18 protein-coding genes and 1 tRNA gene are annotated in these 18,060 nt (G+C 71.1%); 8 read left to right on the top strand and 11 right to left on the bottom strand.

Going from position 1 to position 18,060, the window contains the following annotated elements; genetic code table 11:
- Window positions 1-57: 57 nt before the first annotated feature.
- Complete coding sequence (locus ACUP6Y_RS02460) at window positions 58-1,578, top strand: FAD-dependent monooxygenase (protein ID WP_462554023.1); 1,521 nt, start codon at window positions 58-60, stop codon at window positions 1,576-1,578.
- A 142-nt stretch (window positions 1,579-1,720) separates the two neighbouring features.
- Here the strand turns inward: ACUP6Y_RS02460 and ACUP6Y_RS02455 are convergent, their stop codons facing one another.
- Genes ACUP6Y_RS02455 through ACUP6Y_RS02445 form a run of 3 tightly spaced genes read right to left on the bottom strand, consistent with a single transcriptional unit; the run spans window position 1,721 to window position 3,125 of the window.
- Window positions 1,721-2,050, bottom strand: a complete 330-nt coding sequence (locus tag ACUP6Y_RS02455) for a hypothetical protein (RefSeq protein ID WP_462554021.1) — start codon at window positions 2,048-2,050, stop codon at window positions 1,721-1,723.
- Window positions 2,050-2,481 (bottom strand): cupin domain-containing protein, encoded by a 432-nt coding sequence (locus ACUP6Y_RS02450; protein ID WP_462554020.1) that lies wholly within the window; start codon window positions 2,479-2,481, stop codon window positions 2,050-2,052. The genes ACUP6Y_RS02455 and ACUP6Y_RS02450 overlap by 1 nt, the downstream gene beginning before the upstream one ends.
- Window positions 2,478-3,125: an RraA family protein gene (locus ACUP6Y_RS02445; RefSeq protein ID WP_462554019.1), complete on the bottom strand. Its 648-nt coding sequence runs from the start codon at window positions 3,123-3,125 to the stop codon at window positions 2,478-2,480. The genes ACUP6Y_RS02450 and ACUP6Y_RS02445 overlap by 4 nt, the downstream gene beginning before the upstream one ends.
- Here ACUP6Y_RS02445 and ACUP6Y_RS02440 point away from each other — a divergent pair.
- The 3 genes from ACUP6Y_RS02440 to ACUP6Y_RS02430 all read left to right on the top strand — a co-directional run bounded on the left by ACUP6Y_RS02440 (window position 3,105) and on the right by ACUP6Y_RS02430 (window position 6,283).
- Window positions 3,105-3,950: an SDR family NAD(P)-dependent oxidoreductase gene (locus ACUP6Y_RS02440; RefSeq protein ID WP_462554018.1), complete on the top strand. Its 846-nt coding sequence runs from the start codon at window positions 3,105-3,107 to the stop codon at window positions 3,948-3,950. The genes ACUP6Y_RS02445 and ACUP6Y_RS02440 overlap by 21 nt on opposite strands.
- 66 nt (window positions 3,951-4,016) lie before the next feature.
- Entirely contained in the window at window positions 4,017-5,060 is a 1,044-nt protein-coding gene (locus tag ACUP6Y_RS02435; protein ID WP_462554017.1) for an ArsA-related P-loop ATPase, read from the top strand.
- 2 nt (window positions 5,061-5,062) lie between these two features.
- A complete protein-coding gene (locus ACUP6Y_RS02430; protein WP_462554016.1) occupies window positions 5,063-6,283 on the top strand; it encodes an ArsA family ATPase in 1,221 nt (406 codons plus the stop codon).
- A 14-nt stretch (window positions 6,284-6,297) separates the two neighbouring features.
- Here ACUP6Y_RS02430 and ACUP6Y_RS02425 read toward each other — a convergent pair whose 3' ends face one another.
- Window positions 6,298-6,576 carry a WhiB family transcriptional regulator gene (locus tag ACUP6Y_RS02425; RefSeq protein ID WP_462554015.1) on the bottom strand — a complete coding sequence of 93 codons (279 nt, stop codon included), beginning with the start codon at window positions 6,574-6,576 and terminating at the stop codon, window positions 6,298-6,300.
- A gap of 231 nt (window positions 6,577-6,807) precedes the next feature.
- Here ACUP6Y_RS02425 and ACUP6Y_RS02420 point away from each other — a divergent pair, with 231 nt between their 5' ends.
- Window positions 6,808-9,123: a transglycosylase domain-containing protein gene (locus tag ACUP6Y_RS02420; protein ID WP_462554014.1), complete on the top strand. Its 2,316-nt coding sequence runs from the start codon at window positions 6,808-6,810 to the stop codon at window positions 9,121-9,123.
- Window positions 9,124-9,135: 12 nt separating this feature from the next.
- On the opposite strand, the gene ACUP6Y_RS02415 is transcribed toward ACUP6Y_RS02420, so the two are convergent.
- Window positions 9,136-9,594, bottom strand: a complete 459-nt coding sequence (locus ACUP6Y_RS02415) for a GatB/YqeY domain-containing protein (RefSeq protein ID WP_462554013.1) — start codon at window positions 9,592-9,594, stop codon at window positions 9,136-9,138.
- 36 nt (window positions 9,595-9,630) lie between these two features.
- On the opposite strand from ACUP6Y_RS02415, the gene ACUP6Y_RS02410 reads away from it, so the two are divergent.
- From ACUP6Y_RS02410 to ACUP6Y_RS02400, 3 genes are all read left to right on the top strand, one after another.
- Window positions 9,631-10,560: a metallophosphoesterase gene (locus ACUP6Y_RS02410; protein ID WP_462554012.1), complete on the top strand. Its 930-nt coding sequence runs from the start codon at window positions 9,631-9,633 to the stop codon at window positions 10,558-10,560.
- Window positions 10,561-10,652: 92 nt separating this feature from the next.
- Window positions 10,653-10,726, top strand: a tRNA-Pro gene (locus ACUP6Y_RS02405).
- A 123-nt stretch (window positions 10,727-10,849) separates the two neighbouring features.
- Window positions 10,850-11,593 (top strand): hypothetical protein, encoded by a 744-nt coding sequence (locus tag ACUP6Y_RS02400; protein WP_462554011.1) that lies wholly within the window; start codon window positions 10,850-10,852, stop codon window positions 11,591-11,593.
- Between the two features lie 114 nt (window positions 11,594-11,707).
- Here the strand turns inward: ACUP6Y_RS02400 and ACUP6Y_RS02395 are convergent, their stop codons facing one another.
- The 6 genes from ACUP6Y_RS02395 to ACUP6Y_RS02370 all read right to left on the bottom strand — a co-directional run bounded on the left by ACUP6Y_RS02395 (window position 11,708) and on the right by ACUP6Y_RS02370 (window position 18,054).
- Entirely contained in the window at window positions 11,708-12,757 is a 1,050-nt protein-coding gene (locus ACUP6Y_RS02395; protein ID WP_462554010.1) for an aspartate-semialdehyde dehydrogenase, read from the bottom strand.
- Window positions 12,754-14,046, bottom strand: a complete 1,293-nt coding sequence (locus ACUP6Y_RS02390) for an aspartate kinase (RefSeq protein WP_462554009.1) — start codon at window positions 14,044-14,046, stop codon at window positions 12,754-12,756. The genes ACUP6Y_RS02395 and ACUP6Y_RS02390 overlap by 4 nt, the downstream gene beginning before the upstream one ends.
- A 91-nt stretch (window positions 14,047-14,137) precedes the next feature.
- On the bottom strand, window positions 14,138-14,785 hold the full coding sequence (locus ACUP6Y_RS02385) for a DUF5063 domain-containing protein (protein ID WP_462554008.1): 648 nt from the start codon (window positions 14,783-14,785) through the stop codon (window positions 14,138-14,140).
- Complete coding sequence (gene recR / locus ACUP6Y_RS02380) at window positions 14,782-15,378, bottom strand: recombination mediator RecR (protein ID WP_462554007.1); 597 nt, start codon at window positions 15,376-15,378, stop codon at window positions 14,782-14,784. The genes ACUP6Y_RS02385 and recR overlap by 4 nt, the downstream gene beginning before the upstream one ends.
- A 13-nt stretch (window positions 15,379-15,391) precedes the next feature.
- The gene (locus ACUP6Y_RS02375; RefSeq protein WP_462554006.1) at window positions 15,392-15,787 is read right to left on the bottom strand and encodes a YbaB/EbfC family nucleoid-associated protein; all 396 of its coding nucleotides are present in this window, start codon (window positions 15,785-15,787) and stop codon (window positions 15,392-15,394) included.
- A gap of 59 nt (window positions 15,788-15,846) precedes the next feature.
- Window positions 15,847-18,054: a DNA polymerase III subunit gamma and tau gene (locus tag ACUP6Y_RS02370; protein ID WP_462554005.1), complete on the bottom strand. Its 2,208-nt coding sequence runs from the start codon at window positions 18,052-18,054 to the stop codon at window positions 15,847-15,849.
- Window positions 18,055-18,060: the final 6 nt, after the last annotated feature.

Raw genomic sequence — 18,060 nt, 5'->3', positions numbered from 1 at the left:
CGCTTCATGAACAGGACCTATTGACTGATGGGCGATTGCAAAGAACTGGAAGCAGACGTGCTCGTCGTGGGAGCCGGCCCGGTCGGTCTCGCGATGTCGCTCTTCCTCCACGCGCGGGGGCTCGAGTCGATCTCGATCGACAAGCGGACCGCACGAGCCGCTCAGCCCAAGGCGAAGTACATCAACGTGCGGTCGATGTCGATCCTGCGGACGCTGGGCCTCGCGCAGAAGGTGCGGGCTGCGGCGCCGTACCCGTGGCACGACGCGCCCCACGTGTACTACGTCCCGAGTCTGGCCTCGGATCCCCTCCACACCGTGCAGGACGCATTCCCGCTGCGACCGACCCGAGACTCCCGATATGCGGAGGAGGCGGCCCGGCTCCCGCAGCCGGTCTTCGAGTCGGTCCTCGAACGTGCGCTGTGCGACCGCGGCCGAGCGCCTCTGCGTGGCTGGGAGCTCACCGATGTCGCAGAGCACACGGACGCCGTCGTCGCGACCTTGCGGAGCGCGACCGGCGAGGAGGCTCGGGTGCGTGCCCGCTACGTCGTGGGAGCGGACGGCGCTCGCAGCACGGTGCGCAACCTGATCGGGGCCGCGTTCGAAGGCGAGGCCGACGTCGCGCGCAGCATCGGCGCGGTCTTCTCGGCACCGACGCTCGCCGAGACGATCGTCGCCGGACCGGGGGTGCACTACTGGGTCGTCAACCCTTCGCTCCCGGCCACTCTCGGCTTCGGCCCACTGGACACCCGAGGAACCTGGTTCGTCCAGGCGATGGGCGTCGCCGCGGGTACGTCGGCCGACCGCCAGGACGTCGCACGGATGATTCGCACGTCCATCGGCGCCGAAGTCCCGTTCGAGCTCCTCGACATCGAACGCTGGGGGGTGCATGACCTGCAGGCTTCGTCCTACGGCGGCTCTCGGACCTTCATCATCGGCGACGCCGCTCACCTGCATCCGCCGACGGGTGGCTTCGGGATGAACATGGGCATCGGCGACGCCTTCGACCTGAGCTGGAAGCTGGCGGCGGTGGTTGCCGGCTGGGCGCATCCGAGTCTGCTCGAGACCTACGAGATCGAGCGGCGTCCGGTCCACCGCCGGACCATGGACCGGGCGATGGCCAACTTCTGGGCGGTAGACCTACGGCCGGCCGAGAAGCTCGGTGCGTCGATCGACGGCAGGGCTCCCAGATACTTCGACAGCCTCGGCCTGCAGCTCGACTACTCCTACGCGGGCTCTCCCTTGATCCTCGCCGGCCACGTCGATGACGGCGGGGCGACGCCCGGCCGCTTGCTGCCCCATCAGTGGATGAGCGACGGTTCAGCGCTCCAAGACGGGCTGGGCCCGTGGTTCACCCTGCTGAGTCACCCGTCAGCGAGCACGGGGGACGCGTTCGAGCAGGCGGCCGCACGACGGGGCGTGCCCCTACAGGTCGTTCGCTGTGACACCGAGCCGCTGCGCTCGATGCTGGGCTCGGATCAGGTCTTGGTGCGGCCCGACCACCACGTCGCCTGGCGCGGAGACATCCGCTCGCCGGCTGACGACGTCCTCCGGACGGTCACGGGACACGCGACGAGGTAGGACCACTCCCCCGCGCCGGGCACTCAGCTCTGGTGCGCACACGAGCGGCCCGGAGCGAGCGGACGCGACGCCGCGGCCGGCAGTTGTGAGAACTGCCGGCCGCGGCGTCGGCGGTCGATGCGCACCGTCGGTGCGCGGCGGCCTAGCTTCGCAGGCCGAAGTGGAACCGGATCGGCGCGTCGACGACGGCGGCGTGCGTGTGCGGCAGATACAGCCGGTCGATGAGCGAGCGATTCCCCTCCTCGTTCTGATCGAGGAATCGCAGCACAGCCTGCTCGTCCGTGCCCTCGAGAACAGCGACGACGACGCCGTCCGGAGCGCTCTCGGTGGTCGTGAACATCTGCAGACTGCGGATGCCCTGGGCGCTGAGCACGTCCGGATCTGGCGCATAGTCGGCCAGTCGGGCGTTGACGCTCGCAAGCTGCCCCGGTCGGATGCGCGTCAGATGGACGCAGCGGAAGGTGTCGGCCATCACGCGCGGTCGGGCCACACGTGCTCGTCGTACACGAGTCCGTGCTCCGCGCGCTCGGGAAGGTTGAAGGCCCAGAGGACCTCGGCCGGTGCGTCACTGTCGTTGCGGATGGAGTGCACCGTGTTCTCCGGGATGTAGACGGCGTTGCCGTAGGTCGTGGTCACGTCGTCGCCGCCGATGTGGATGACCAGCTCGCCGGACAGGACCACATAGACCTCACTGGCATGGGGATGGTGGTGTGGCCGACGCGACTCACCGGCCGCGAAACGGGCGAGTCCGACCATGATGTCGTTCGAACCGCCGTACTCCCCGGAGACCAGTGTGCATACCTGGCCACCCTCGCGGACGTCCCCGGTGATCTTGTGCAGGTCGACGAAGTCGGCATCGGTGAAGTGCCGGACCAACGGGTGGGCGCTATCGGTGATCGTCATTGCTTGCTACTCCCTTTGTCGCGGTTGATGAAGTGATTGCGTTCGGAGATCGGCCACACGGAGCCGAAGGATGCGCCGTCCTGGAGACGTTGCATCAGCTCGTCGTCCGCGGCACGCAACGTCGTCGCACAGTCGAGAACGGCCTCCCGGATGTCCGCGGGGACGATCACCAGACTCCCGTCGTCGGCGACGAGCAGGTCGCCAGTGCAGAGCTCTGCACTCCCCAGGATGAGCCGATCGACGAGACGCCGCCGGACCTGGCCATAGCCGGACAGGACGGCGTGACGCCGCACCAGGACCGGCAGATCGAGGTCGGTCGACTCGGTCGCCCCTCGCATCGCACCGTCCACGACGAGGCCGGCGGCGCCGGCGCGGGCGTAGGCGAGCGCGGCGACGGTGCCACAGACCGCGCGCGGGTCGTCATGTGCGGCGAACACGGGAATCGAGCCCGGCGTCACGGCCTCGACGATGGCCTCCGTCGAATACTCGTCGGGAGCGAGGTCACGAAACGGCTCCCAGACACACTCGACCAGAAGAGCCGTACCGCTGAACGAACGGCCCGGCTGGGTCCAGCCCGGCAGGACGGCTCCGCCCCGGCGGAGCTGTTTGAGCGCGTCGGCGACATGAGTCCCGCGAATGTCCATCACGTCTCCTTTGCTTGCGCGCAAGTCAATAGCCGGTACGCTACACATATGGTGAATGAGGCGTCAACGAGTTCGTCCTCTTCCGCGCCGGTGGTCTTCCTGGCCGGCGCGGCAGGCGGAATCGGCTCCGAGGTCGCTCGGGTGTTCGTGGAGCGCGGTGCCCGACTCCATCTCGGCGCCAGGAGCCGCAGCGACCGCCTCGTCGCCTGGGTCGACCGGTTGCCTCCTGGCACCGCGACAGTGGAGGCATGCGACGCGTCCGACGTCGCGTCGGTGGCAGGCTGGGTGGATGCCGGGCTCAGGGCACACGGCAGGGTGGACGCGCTGGTCAGCTGCATCGGAACCACACTGCCACCGCGCCCGTTCCTGGACTCCACGCCCGACAGTTGGGCCGCGATCCTGGACGTCGAGCTCCACGCCGTGCTGACGCTCGTCCATCGCGTCGCGCCACTGCTGGTCGCTCAGGCGGCGGGGCGGATCGTCGTGCTCAGCTCGGACTCCGCGCTCGTCGGGGCGCCGGGACAGGCGGTCAGCTCGGCCGCACGTGGCGGAGTCAACGCCTTCTGCCGAGCACTCGCGCGAGAGGTGGCCAAGCACGGCGTGTCCGTGAACACGGTCTGTCCGGGGCCGGTCGAGGGCGAGGCGCTGGAACGCCTCAAGGCGTCGAATCCGGGACTCCTGGACGCCACCTTGAAGGCGATCCCGAACCGCCGACCGACGCGTGCTCGCGAGGTCGCCGAGCTGTTCGCCTACCTCGCACTCGGCGACTCCGCGGCGCTCACCGGCCAGGCCGTCAGCATCAACGGGGGCCTGACGATGCGCTAGACACGGCAGCCACACGAAAGCCATCGACGGCACGCCGAGGCGCTCTCTTGGACGCAAGCTCCCGACGTGCGCGCCATCCTGGCAGTGGCCACTGAAGCTAGGCTCCGTCGGGTGAGCGATTGGCCGAAGGTGAGTCTCCACGTCGTCACCGGCAAGGGCGGCACGGGCAAGTCGACGGTCGCGTCGGCCCTCGCCCTCGCCCTCGCGACCCGGGGACGGAACGTGCTGCTGTGCGAGGTGGAGGGCCGCCAGGGCATTGCGCGGATGTTCGACGTCGACCCGCTGCCCTACCAGGAACGGCGCCTCACGACGGGCCTCCCGGGTGAGGACGGTGGCCGCGGCGTGGTCCACGCGCTGCACATCGACGCGGAGTCCGCGCTGCTGGAGTACCTCTCGATGTACTACCGCCTCGGCCGCGCCGGCAAGGCGCTCGACCGGTTCGGTGTCATCGAGTTCGCCACGACCATCGCACCCGGCGTCCGCGACGTGCTGCTGACCGGCAAGGTCTACGAGGCCGTGCAGCGCAACAGCCGCAACAAGCACGCCATCGAGTACGACGCCGTGGTGCTCGACGCGCCGCCCACCGGCCGGATCGCCCAGTTCCTCAACGTCAGCAACGAGCTCGCCGGGCTGGCCAAGGTCGGTCCGATCAAGGCGCAGTCCGACACCATGATGACCCTGTTCCGCTCCTCGCGTACGGCGGTCCACCTGGTCACCGTGCTCGAGGAGATGCCGGTCCAGGAGACCGCCGACGGGATCGCCGAGCTGCGTGCGGCCCGGCTGCCCGTGGGCGGGGTGATCGTCAACCAGGTCCGGCCCCGCGACCTCAGCTCCGACGACCTCGCCGCCGCCCGTGCCGGCACCCTGGACCGGGGCGCGATCGAGGCCGACCTCGCCGAGGGCGGCATCGCGGTCGGCCCGGCGCTCGTCGACGGGTTGCTCGCCGAGGCCGCCGACCACGCCGAGCGCCGGGCGCTCGAGGACTCGCAACGGGCCATCGTGGCGGGACTGGACGTGCCGTCGTACGAGCTGCCGCGGATGGCCGGCGGCATCGACCTCGGCGGGCTCTACGAGCTCGCCGGCCTCCTCCGGACCCAAGGGATGGCGTGACCATGGCCCGCAGCAGCGCCCACCGTCCCTCCCGCGTCGGCCCCGCGACCGGCCGCCAGGCCGGCCCGCTCGACGTCGATGCCCTCCTCGACGACCCTGGCACCGGCATCATCGTGTGCTGCGGCTCCGGCGGTGTCGGCAAGACCACCACCAGCGCCGCGCTCGCGCTCCGGGCCGCGGAGCGGGGCCGGAAGGTCGTCGTGCTGACCATCGACCCGGCCCGCCGGCTCGCGCAGTCGATGGGCATCGAGGAGCTCGACAACACCCCGCGGCCGGTCGTCGGCGTCGAGGGCGAGGGACGACTCGACGCGATGATGCTCGACATGAAGCGCACCTTCGACGAGGTGGTGCTCTCCCAGGCCAGCCCGGAGAAGGCGAGGCAGATCCTGGCCAACCCGTTCTACATCGCGCTGTCGAGCTCGTTCGCCGGCACCCAGGAGTACATGGCGATGGAGAAGCTGGGCCAGCTGTACCGTGAGCATGTCGCCACCCAGACCACTCCTGCCGGGGGCCGGGCCGACGGCACGTACGACCTGATCGTGGTCGACACCCCGCCGTCGCGCTCGGCGCTCGACTTCCTCGACGCTCCCGAGCGGCTCTCCAGCTTCCTCGACGGCCGGTTCGTGCGGCTGCTGCTGGCGCCCGCGAAGGGCCCCGCCAAGCTGATGAGCGCTGGGTTCAGCCTGATCACCAACGCGCTCACCCGGATTCTCGGCGCACAGTTCCTCAAGGACCTGCAGACCTTCGTCACCGCCCTCGACACCGTCTTCGGCGGGTTCCGGCAGCGCGCGCAGCAGACCTACTCGCTGCTCAAGGCCGACGGTACGGCGTTCCTCGTGGTCGCCGCGCCCGAGGCGGACGCGCTGCGCGAGGCGGAGTACTTCGTCGAGCGGCTCAGCGAGGACGACATGCCGCTGGCCGGCCTGGTCGTCAACCGGGCCAGCCCGGACCCGGGCGGCGAGCTGTCCGCCGACGAGGCGATGGCCGCGGCCGAGCGGCTGCGTCGCGCCGACGCGACCTCACCGAGCGCGGCGCTGACCGCCGGACTGCTGCGGCTGCACGCCGACCGGGTGCGCATGGTCGAGCGCGAGCGCACGCTGCGCGAGCGGTTCGCGACCGCGCACCCGCAGGTGGCGACGGCCGTCGTACCGGCTCTCGCGGGCGACGTGCATGACCTCGCCGGCCTCCGCCGGGTCGGGACGCTGCTGTCCCGGCGCGGCTGAGCCTCGCGGGAGGGTCAGACCGAGGTGGTCTGCTCGTCGCGCGCGTCCTCGAGGACCTTGCGCCACGACGCAGCGGGGCGACGACGGAGCAGGGCACGACGCTCCCGCTCGGTCATGCCGCCCCAGACCCCCCACTCGATCTGGTTGTCGAGCGCCTCGGCGAGGCACTCGGTGCGAACGGCGCAGCTGGTGCAGACCTGCTTCGCCTTGTTCTGCTCGGCGCCCCTGACGAAGAGCTGGTCCGGCTGCTGGTCCCTGCAGGCGGCACGCGGCGCCCAATCCTCAACCCACATATTCGTCCCCTGATGCTTCCCACATCCGAAGAGCCGTCGCCCCCACAGCGCTCGGTCTCTCCGACCGAACCCAAAGTAAAGGAGGATCGCCAATCCTGATACCGCTCATTGGGCCCAACCTGTCTAGTCACATCGGACTACGAGACTGCTGAAGAACGCAGCTCTGGCGGCGCTGGGGCCGCCGATCGCGACGAGTCGGGCCGGTGAGGTGGGTTCCCGTACCCTGAGCGCATGTCTCGCAGGTTCGACGGCCTCCCCCCCGGCAAGGTGGCCTCCCACCTCGGCGTGATGCTGCTCGTCGCGGTCGTGCTCGGCGTCGTCGTCTCCGGCCTGGCGATTCCGTTCGCCGGCGTGCTCGGCTTCTCCGCGCGCAACGTGTCGGAGTCCGTCGACGACCTGCCGCAGGAGCTCGAGACCGAGCAGCTGCCACAGCGCACCGAGGTGCAGGACGCCGAGGGCAAGACCATCGCGACGCTCTACGACCAGAACCGGGTCAACGTCCCGCTGCGCCAGATCTCGCGCACCATGGTCGAGGCGATCATCGCGATCGAGGACTTCCGCTTCTACCAGCACGGCGCACTGGACCTGAAGGGCACCATGCGCGCCCTGCTGACCAACCAGGCCGCCGGCAGCGTCGCCCAGGGCGGCTCGTCGATCACCCAGCAGCTGGTCAAGCTGACCCTGATCACGCAGGCGAACGGCGACAAGGAGGCGATCGCGGCCGCCAAGGAGGACAGCTACGGCCGCAAGCTGCGCGAGCTGCGCTACGCGATCGCGCTCGAGAAGCGGCACAGCAAGGACTGGATCCTCGAGCGCTACCTCAACACGGCGTACTTCGGCGACGGCGCGTACGGCGTCCAGGCCGCCGCGCAGCACTTCTTCAGCGTCAACGCCAAGGACCTCAACCTGCGCCAGGCCGCGCTGCTGGCCGGCCTCGTGCAGAGCCCCGAGGCCTACAACCCGACGAAGAACGCCGCCCAGGCGACGGTACGCCGCAACGTCGTCCTCGAGCGGATGGCCCAGCTCAGCGTGATCCCCGACGAGAAGGCCGACAAGGTCAAGGACCGCAAGCTCGGGCTGAAGGTCCAAGAGCAGCCCAACGGCTGCGTGAACTCCGAGGCGCAGTTCTTCTGCGACTACGTCGTGCGCTGGCTGATGACCGACCCCGCGCTGGGCACCACCGAGGACGAGCGGCGTCAGCTGATCTTCAACGGCGGCCTGACCATCAAGACCACCGTCGACCTGCGCTACCAGAAGGCCGCCAACGAGTCGGTCGCCGCCCACGTCTACAAGGACGACCAGGCGATCGGCGGGCTGGCCCTGATCGAGCCCGGAACCGGCAACGTGAAGGGCCTGGCCCAGTCACGCCCGATGGGCAAGAAGAAGGGTGAGACCTTCCTCAACTACACCGTGCCCACCAGGTACGGCGACGCGGCGGGCGTCCAGCCCGGCTCGACGTTCAAGGCCTTCGTGCTCGCCGCGGCGATCAACCAGGACATCCCACTCACCCAGCGGTTCCCGGCCCCGAACCCGGGCCGGTTCCCGCTCAACGAGTTCGAGACCTGCGACGGGCCCTACCAGAGCAGGGAGATCTGGACGCCCAAGAACTCGACCAGCTCCTCGGCCTCGCCCAACCTCTACGAGGGCACCAGGAACTCGGTCAACACCTTCTTCGTCAACCTCGAGCTGGCCACCGGCCTGTGCGAGCCGTGGAAGCTGGCCCGCGAGATGGGCATCACCGAGCTCACCGAGGCCAACATCGTCCCGTCCTTCACGCTCGGTGTCGCCGGGGTGAGCCCGCTGGAGATGGCCGAGGCGTACGCCACCTTCGCGGCCGAGGGCCTGCACTGCGACGCCCGCCCGGTCACCGAGATCGCCGACGCGCAGGGCAACGTGCTCAAGAAGTACGAGAAGAACTGCACCCAGGTCCTCGCCAGCCCGGTCGCCAACGCCGTCAACGACGTGCTGCGCGGCGTGATCGACGGCGGCTTCGCCAACGCCCAGGACCCGGGCCAGCCGGCCGCCGGCAAGACCGGCACCACCAACGACAACCGGTCGGTCTGGTTCGTCGGCTACACCCCCAACCTCGCCGGCGCGGCGATGGTCGCCGGCGTCAATCCGCAGGGCCACCCCGAGTCCCTCGACGGCAAGCTCGTCGGCGGCCGCACCCTGTACTCCTCCTCCGGCTCCACCACCGCCGGACCGATCTGGGGCGACGCCTTCAAGGCCGTCGCGCCCCTGCTCGACGACGTCGACTTCACCCGACCGTCCTCGACCGACATCCGCGGCCTGCTGATCACCGTCCCGGCGGTCTCCGGGAAGTCGTACGACAACGCGAAGGCGGTCCTCGAGGGCCTCGGCTTCAACGTGGTCAACGGCGGCACCGTCGACTCCGCGGTCGGCCGGGGCCTGGTCGCCTACTCCGCCCCCGGCACCGGCGCCCGGCTCGCCTCCGGCGACACGGTCACGCTCTACGTCTCCGACGGCACGCCCAAGGTGAAGAAGGGCAAGAACAAGGGCAAGAAGGGCAAGAAGGGCCGCGGCTGACGGCCTGCCGGCTCAGCCGAGCTGGCGGCGTACCTCGGCGGCGACGGCGGCGCCGTCGGCCCGGCCCTTGACCTGCGGCTGGACGATGCCCATCACCTGGCCCATCGCCTTCGGCCCGGCACCCGCGGCGCCGGCCTGCTCGACGGCGGCGGTGACGATCGCGGCGATCTCCTCCGGACCGAGCTGCTCGGGCAGGTAGTCCTGGATCACGGCGGCCTCGGCACGCTCCTTCGCGGCGCTCTCCGGGCGGTCGCCCTCCTCGAACGCGACTGCGGCCTCACGGCGCTTCTTGGACTCCGCGGCGAGGACGGTGAGGACCTCGTCGTCGGTGAGCTGCTTGGCGACCTTGCCGGCGACCTCGGCGTTGGTGACCGCGGTCAGGACCATCCGCAGCGTCGACGACCGGACATCGTCACGGGCCTTCATGGCTGCGGTGAGATCGGTGCGCAGCTGCTCCTTGAGGGTACACATGCCTCGATTCTGCCTGCCGTGGGCGAGACTGGGCGAATGGGATTCGGGAGCGGTCTGCTGCGGGCGGCCGGCGTCGGGGGGATGCTCGGGGCCGCGGTGACGTCGTACGCGCTGTGGGAGGCACGCCAGTACACGCTGCGCCGGCTCGACCTGCGGGTACTGCCCGCGGGGATGCGGCCGCTGCGGGTGCTCCATCTCAGCGACCTCCACATGACGCCGGGGCAGACCCGCAAGCAGGAGTGGCTGCGCGGCCTGGCGCGACTCGAGCCGGACCTGGTCATCGACACCGGCGACAATCTCGCGCACCGCGACTCGGTGCCCGTCGTACTCGACAGCCTCGGCGCGCTGCTCGACCGGCCCGGCGTCTTCGTCCACGGCTCCAACGACTACTTCGAGCCCGGCTTCCGCAACCCGATCGGGTACCTGCTCCCCGACGACGGCACCCGCCACACCCAGGTCCCCCAGCTGCCCTGGCGCGACCTCAGCACCGGCCTCACCGGCGCCGGCTGGCTCGACCTCACCAACCGCCGTGACCGGCTCACCATCGGCGAGACCGTCCTCGCCTTCGCCGGCGTCGACGATCCCCACCTCGAGTACGACGACCTCGCCGCCGTCGCCGGACCCGCCGACGCCACGGCCGACCTGCGCCTCGCGATCGCGCACGCGCCGTACCTGCGGGTGCTGGACCAGTTCGCCGCCGACGGCTACGACGCCATCGTCGCCGGGCACACCCACGGCGGTCAGGTGCGCCTGCCCCGGCCGGGCGGCTCGCGTGCGTACGCCACCAACTGCGACCTCGAGCCCGCCCGCGCCCGCGGCCTGCACCGCCACCCCGCCGACTCCCGGCCCGGCGACCCCGGCTCGGCCTGGCTGCACGTGTCGGCCGGCCTCGGCACCAACCCGTACACCCGGATCCGGATCGCCTGTCGCCCCGAGGCCACGCTGTTCACGTTGCAGCCGCGATGATTCGCCGGAGGGCTATCCCGATTGCGGGTCCGGACCCTGGCTCCGCTATGATCCGATGCTTGTGAGTCGGCTTCATCGAAGCCGGTGATCGGCGGGCTGTGGCGCAGTTTGGTAGCGCGCCTCGTTCGGGACGAGGAGGCCGCAGGTTCAAATCCTGTCAGCCCGACAGCTCGAGGGGCGGATCCGGTGAGACCGGCTCCGCCCCTCGGCGTTTTCACCCGGCCGTCGCCGCCGTGCCGTCCCGCGGCCACCCCTCGCTCACGTGTGCGTTCGTGACACACTGCATGCCATGTCAGACGAGCAGGACAAGCTGAAGCTCAGCTTGGAGCCGCCCACGCTGTTCGGGCGGAAGAAGAAGTCCGCCGAGCCGTCGGCCGAGTCCGCCCCGGCGGCTGCTCCGCCCGCTCGTCCTGCTGCCCGCCCGGCCCCCGAGCCGGTCGCCGAGCCCGAGCCGGTCGTCGAGCCCGAGCCCGTTGTCGAGGTCGTCGAGCCCGAACCTGAACCTGAGCCGGTCGCCGCGACACCGGCCCCCGAGCCGGCCCCCAGACCCGACGCCATTGCGGAGCCCACCCTCGTGGTCGAGCCCGAGCCGGTCAGCGCGGCGGCGCTGGAGGACGCCGAGATCGCCACCCTCGGCGACAGCGGCCCCCTGCTGACCGTCTACCGCGCCGCGGCCCTCACCGGCCTGGTGGTGGGTGCGGCGATGGTCGTCTTGACCTGGCTGTCCCTGCGCGGCTGCGAGGCCGTTCGCGGCACCTCCTCCTGCGGCGGCGGTCCCGGCTTCCTCCTGCTGGTCGCCACGTTCGCGCTGTGCGTCCTGCTCGGCGCCCAGCTGCTCAAGGCGTTCGGCATCCCCGACCCGGGCAGCAGCAGCTTCTTGGCAGTCGGCCTGGTCGCCGTGGTGGCGCTGCTGTTCCTCATCGACCTGCTCGACCACTGGTCGACCCTGATCACCGTGCCGATCCTCAGCATCGGCGCCTACCTCGCCTCGGTCTGGGTCACCAAGACCTTCGTCGACCCAGCCAACGAGTAGGCCGACCCGGCGCAAACTGACGCGAGAACGCCGCTGACCCGGCGCAAAGCGAACCGAGATCTCGGTTCGCTTTGCGCCGGGTCAGCGCGTTTGAAGCAGTCAGTTTGCGCCGGGTCAGCGAGAGGCGGCGATCAGTTCGGCGATCTGGACCGTGTTGAGGGCGGCGCCCTTGCGGAGGTTGTCGTTGGAGACGAACAGGGCGAGACCGCGGTCGTCGTCGACACCGGGGTCCTGACGGATCCGGCCGACGTACGACGGGTCCCTGCCCGCCGCGGCGAGCGGGTTCGGGATGTCGGCGAGCTCGACGCCCGGCGCACCCGCGAGCAGCTCGCGCGCCCGCTCAGGAGTGAGCGAGCGCGAGAACTCCGCGTTGATCGCCAGCGAGTGGCCGGTGAAGACCGGGACCCGGACGCACAGCCCGGAGACCCGCAGGTCGGGGATGCCGAGGATCTTGCGGGACTCGTTGCGGAGCTTCTGCTCCTCGTCGGTCTCGTTCAGACCGTCGTCGACGAGCGCTCCGGCGAAGGGCAGCACGTTGTACGCGATGGTCTCGCGGTAGACGCCCGGCTCGGGGAAGGCGACGGCCTCGCCGTCGTAGGCCAGCTCGCGGGCCTTGTCGCCGGCCGCCGCGATGCCCGTGGCGAGCTCCTCGACGCCGGCGATGCCGGATCCGGAGACGGCCTGGTACGTCGAGGCGATCAGCCGGACCAGGCCGGCCTCCTCGTGCAGCGGCTTGAGCACCGGCATGGCGGCCATGGTGGTGCAGTTCGGGTTCGCGATGATGCCGCGACCGGCCTCGATGACCTCCCGAGCGGCCTCCGGGTTGACCTCGGAGACGACCAGCGGGATGGCGGGGTCCTTGCGGAAGGCGGAGGAGTTGTCGACGACGATCACGCCGGCGTCGACGAACCGCGGCACCAGCGCACGCGACGCCGTGGCGCCGGCCGAGAACAGCGCGACGTCGAGGCCGGTCGGGTCGGCGGTCTCGGCGTCCTCGACGGTGACCTCACGCTCGCCGAACCGGAGCACCTTGCCGGCCGAGCGGGCCGAGGAGAAGAAGCGGATCTCGCCGACCGGGAAGCTCCGCTCGAGCAGGATCTGGCGCATGGCGACGCCGACCTGGCCGGTCGCGCCGACGACGCCGATGTTGATGGGGGTGCTCATCGCCCGGTCCCTCCGTACACGACAGCCTCGATCTCGTCCGACCCGAGGTCGAACGCCGCGTGGGCGGCGTTGACGGCCGCCTCGACCTGGACCTCGGCCACGACGACCGAGACCCGGATCTCCGAGGTGGAGATCATCTCGATGTTGACGCCGGCCTCCGAGAGCGCCTCGAAGAAGCGCGCGGAGATGCCGGGCGAGGAGCTCATGCCGGCGCCCACGATGGACACCTTGCCGACGCTGTCGTCGTAGAGCAGCGACTCGAAGCCGACCGACTCCTGCAGGCGGGAGAGCGCCGTCATCGCGGTCTGGCCCTCGCCGGCGGGCAGCGTGAAGGAGATGTCGGTCAGGCTGGTCGCGGCGGCCGACACGTTCTGCACGATCATGTCGATGTTGATCTGCGCCTCGGCGACGGCGCGGAAGATCGCGGCCGCCTCGCCCGGCTTGTCCGGTACGCCGACCACGGTGATCTTGGCCTGGCTGCGGTCGTGGGCGACGCCGGTGATGATCGCGGCTTCCATCGTATTCGTACCCTCCTGAACAACACCTGCAACATCTGCGGACTTGACGACCCAGGTGCCCTCCTTCTCGGAGAAGGACGAGCGGACGTGGATGGGCATGTCATAGCGGCGGGCGTACTCGACGCACCGCAGGTGCAGGATCTTGGCGCCCTGCGCGGCCATCTCGAGCGTCTCCTCGTAGGAGATCCGCGGCACCTTGCGGGCGCGGGGCTCGATGCGCGGGTCGGCGGTGAAGATGCCGTCGACGTCGGAGTAGATCTCGCACACGTCGGCCCCGAGCGCGACCGCGAGCGCGACCGCCGTGGTGTCAGAGCCGCCGCGGCCGAGCGTGGTGATGTCCTTGGTCGTCTGGGAGACGCCCTGGAAGCCGGCGACGATGGCGATCGCGCCCTCGCCGATGGCGGCCTCGATCCGGCCCGGCGTGACGTCGATGATCTTCGCCTTGCCGTGCTCGGCGTCGGTGATCACGCCGGCCTGCGACCCGGTGAACGAGCGCGCCTCGTGGCCGAGGTCGTGGATCGCCATGGCCAGCACGGCCATCGAGATCCGCTCGCCCGCGGTGAGCAGCATGTCCAGCTCACGGGCCGGCGGCAGCGGGGACACCTCGTTGGCGAGGTCGATCAGGTCGTCGGTCGTGTCCCCCATCGCCGAGACGACGACGACGACCTGGTGGCCGGCCTTCTTCGTGTTGACGATGCGCTGCGCGACGCGCTTGATCCCGGCGGCATCGGCGACCGACGAGCCGCCGTACTTCTGCACGACAATGCCCACGGGGGCTCACTCCTGGCGGTGGTCTCGGGGGTGGTGCTATTTCTAGGCAAGGCCACATCGACGGGGCCATCCCCGATTCTACGAGAGCCTGCTAGCCGTTTTCCGCGCTGTCCAGTACGGCGGACGCCACCTCCACGAGAGCCAGCTCCTGGGTGGTGTCGAGGTCGACGTCGAGCCGGTCGTGGGCCACGACCGAGAGCAGCGCCTTCATCGCCGAGCCGGCGAGCGCCCCCCACGACGAGACGTAGGAGAACTGCCACCACCACAGCGCCTCCTCGACGTCGCCCGCCTCGTAGTGGCGCACGCCGACGGCGAGGTCGGCCGCGATGCTGGTGAGGTCGTCGGAGAGCAGGCCCTCGACGACCTCGGGCGCGTAGGGGTCGAAGACGTAGCTGTAGGTGTCGAGCTGGCCGAGCAGGCTCGCCAGCTGGAGGCGCAGCTCGTCGATGTCGTCGGGGTCCGGGCCGTCGTCGGGCTGGTACTCGTCGCGCGGCGCGAAGTCGCGATGGACGCCCAGCCGGGCGCCGGTGAGCGCGATCTGGCTGATCTGGAGCAGCAGCAAGGACACCGCCTGTCCGCCGCTCGCCTGCGCCGCGACGACCCGGACGCCGTCGAGGAAGGAGCGCACCGACGCCGCGATGTCGTCGGCGAGGCGCACGGTCTCGGTCTCGACCGCGATCAATGCCTCGAGCGCGGCGAGGCCCGGGAGCTGCTCGGTGGTGGTGTCGTTGTCGCTCATGTCGCTGTCTGCCTTCCCACGAATGCTCGGCCCAAGGTGACCTCGTCGGCGTACTCGAGGTCTCCTCCCACCGGAAGTCCACTGGCCAAACGCGTCACGCGCAACCCCAGGGGGCCGAGCATGCGCGTGAGGTACGTCGCGGTCGCCTCGCCCTCGAGGTTCGGGTCGGTGGCGAGGATCACCTCCGTGACGGTGCCGTCGCCCAGCCGGGTGAGCAGCTCGCGGATGTGAAGCTGCTCGGGGCCGATGCCGTCGATCGGCGAGATCGCGCCGCCGAGGACGTGGTAGCGGCCGCGGAACTCGCGGGTCCGCTCGATCGCCACGACGTCCTTGTACTCCTCCACCACGCACAGCACCGACGGGTCACGGCGCGGGTCACGGCAGATCCGGCACTGGTCGTCCTCGGCGACGTTGAAGCAGATCGAGCAGAACTTCACCTTGTCCTTGACCTCGATCAGCACGTCGGCGAGGCGTCGTACGTCGGCCGGGTCGGCCTGCAGTAGGTGGAACGCGATCCGCTGGGCGCTCTTCGGGCCGACCCCGGGCAGCCGCCCGAGCTCGTCGATGAGGTCCTGGACGACGCCTTCGTACAAGGGTGGCCCCCGCTCAGAAGCCGAGCTGGCCGGGCGAGGGCAGCCCGCCGCCCAGGTCGGGCATCCCGCCGGCGAGCGGGCCCAGCGTCTGTTCGGCCAGCTCGTCGATCTTGGCGCGGGCGTCGCGGAACGCGGCCACGATCAGGTCGCCGAGATCGGCGAGCGCCTCGGCATCGGAGCCGTCGAGCGCCTCGGGCCTGATCTGGACGGCGGTCAGCTCGCCGGAGCCGGTGACCGTCACACTCACCGCGCCACCGGCGACGGAGCCGTCGACGGTGGCCTCGGCCAGGCGCTGCTGGGCGTCGTGGAGCTGGTCCTGCATCTGCTGGGCCTGCTGGAGCAGCGCGCCCAGGTCGAGGCCGCCGAGGCCACCTCCGCCGGCGAGGGCCTCGAAGGGGTTCTGGCTCATGGGTGGGTCTCTTCTCTGTGTCTGCGGCGGAGGACGGGTACGTCGGAGTCGCGGCGGGGTCAGCCGCCGCGCGGGATCTCCTCGATCATCTGGGCGCCCAGCTCGCGGGCCAGGAGCTCGGCGCTGGACTCGGCGTCGACCTCCTGGTCGTTGAAGTCGACGGCGGCGTCCGGGTCCTCCGGCGGCGCCTCCACGGCGGCGTCGGCCTGGGCCTGGAGATCAGCGATCCGCTGCCGGCGGGCGCCCGGCTCGGATTCGGGGCCGGGGTCCGGCGGACCGTCCGCCGACGGCGGCTCGGTGGCCCACGGCGGCGGGTCGTCGAGCGGGGCCGCCGGGGCGGCCGGAGCGGCGTCGTGGACGGGCGCGGGCGGCGCGGCGGCCTGCGGGGGGGCGGTGACCTGCGGCCAGCCGCCGGCGTCGGCAGCAGGAGCGCTCGGAGCCGGGGCCGGTGCCGCAGGGGCGGCGGGCGCGGGGACGCGGGCACCGGGATCGGCGGCCGGGTCGACGATCGCCTCGATCCGCACGTCGGCGCCGATCTCGTCGATCACCGCCTGCTGGACGATCTCGGCATGCCCACCCGACTCGAACGAGCGACGCGGGCCGTCGGACTGGAAGCCGAGGCTGAGCACCTTGCCGTTGAACCCGACGACCTGGGAGTTCTGGGTGAGGTGGATCCAGGTGACCCGCTTGACGCTCTTGACCCGGTCGATGACCGAGGGCCACAGGCGGCGGATGTCGACGAGGGTGAGGTCACTGGAGGGTGCCTGTCCCGCCGGGGCGGGCTCGGCGTCTCGTGACGGTCGCTGCGCGACCTCCTCGACGTCCGGAGCAGGCGGGGCCACGAACTCGGGCTCCGGGGCCGGCGGCTCCGGGGCGGGCGGCTCCGAGGCGGCCACGACGGGAGCCGGCTCGGGCTCACGAACCGGCTCCGGCGCCGGGGTGGGCGCGGGAGCCGGCTCCTCGGCCCGCTCGGGCGCGGCTCGCTCGTGTCGGGACAGGGCCGGCCGGTCCTGGGCGGGCACCGCGGCGGGCGCGGGGGCAGGCGCGGACTCCGCCGACGTCGTACCGCTGATGGAGGCGCGGCGCTCCAGCCGGTCGAGGCGGGCGAGCACCCCCTCGGTGGTGTGGTCGGCGGCGGGGAGCAGGATCCGGGCGCAGATCAGCTCGAGCAGCAGACGCGGCGCGGTGGCGCCGCGCATGTCGGTGAGGCCGGCGGCGACCAGGTCGGCGGCGCGGGTCAGCTCGGCGCGGCCGAAGGCGGCCGCCTGGGCGACGAGGCGGTCGGCCTGGTCGCCGGAGATGTCGAGCAGGCCGGACGCGGCGGCATCGGGGACCGCGGAGATGATGACGAGATCGCGCAGCCGGCGCAGCAGGTCCTCGGTGAACCGGCGCGGATCCTGTCCCGTCTCGATCACCCTGTCGACCACGCCGAAGACCGCCGAGCCGTCGCCGGCCGCGAACGCGGAGACGACGTCGTCGAGCAGCGTGTCGGGGGTGTAGCCGAGCAGCCCGCTGGCCAGGTCGTAGGTCACGCCCTGCGGGCCGGCGCCGCCGAGCAGCTGGTCGAGCACCGAGAGGGTGTCGCGCGCCGAGCCCGCGCCCGCCCGGACGACCAGCGGCAGCGCGGCCGGCTCGATCGAGACACCCTCGCGGGCGCACAGCTCGGTGAGGTACGACGTCAGCAGCCGCGGCGGGATCAGCCGGAACGGGTAGTGGTGGGTCCGGGACCGGATGGTCGCGATGACCTTCTCCGGCTCGGTCGTGGCGAAGATGAACCGCAGGTGGGGCGGCGGCTCCTCCACCAGCTTGAGCAGGGCGTTGAAGCCCTGCGTGGTGACCATGTGGGCCTCGTCGATGATGTAGACCTTGTAGCGGCTCTTCACCGGGGCGAAGAACGCCTTCTCGCGCAGGTCGCGCGCGTCGTCGACGCCACCGTGGGACGCGGCGTCGATCTCGATCACGTCGATCGAGCCCGGGCCGTTGCGAGCCAGGTCGCGACAGCTCTCGCACTCGCCGCACGGGTCGGAGACCGGGGCCTTCTCACAGTTGAGCGCCCGGGCCAGGATCCGCGCGCTCGTGGTCTTGCCGCAGCCGCGGGGCCCGGAGAAGAGGTAGGCGTGGTTGACGCGGTTGGCGGCGAGCGCGGCCCGCAGCGGCTCGGTGACGTGCTCCTGTCCGATGACCTCGGCGAAGGTCTCGGGCCGGTAGCGGCGGTAGAGCGCGAGCGGGGAGTCCACGAGTGTCACCCTAGTCGCTGGCCCCGACACGGCCGG

This window comes from Nocardioides sp. S5-5 (genome assembly GCF_054954065.1).
Note: the sequence above shows the minus strand (reverse complement) of the source record. Positions and strands in the feature narration are given on the sequence as shown.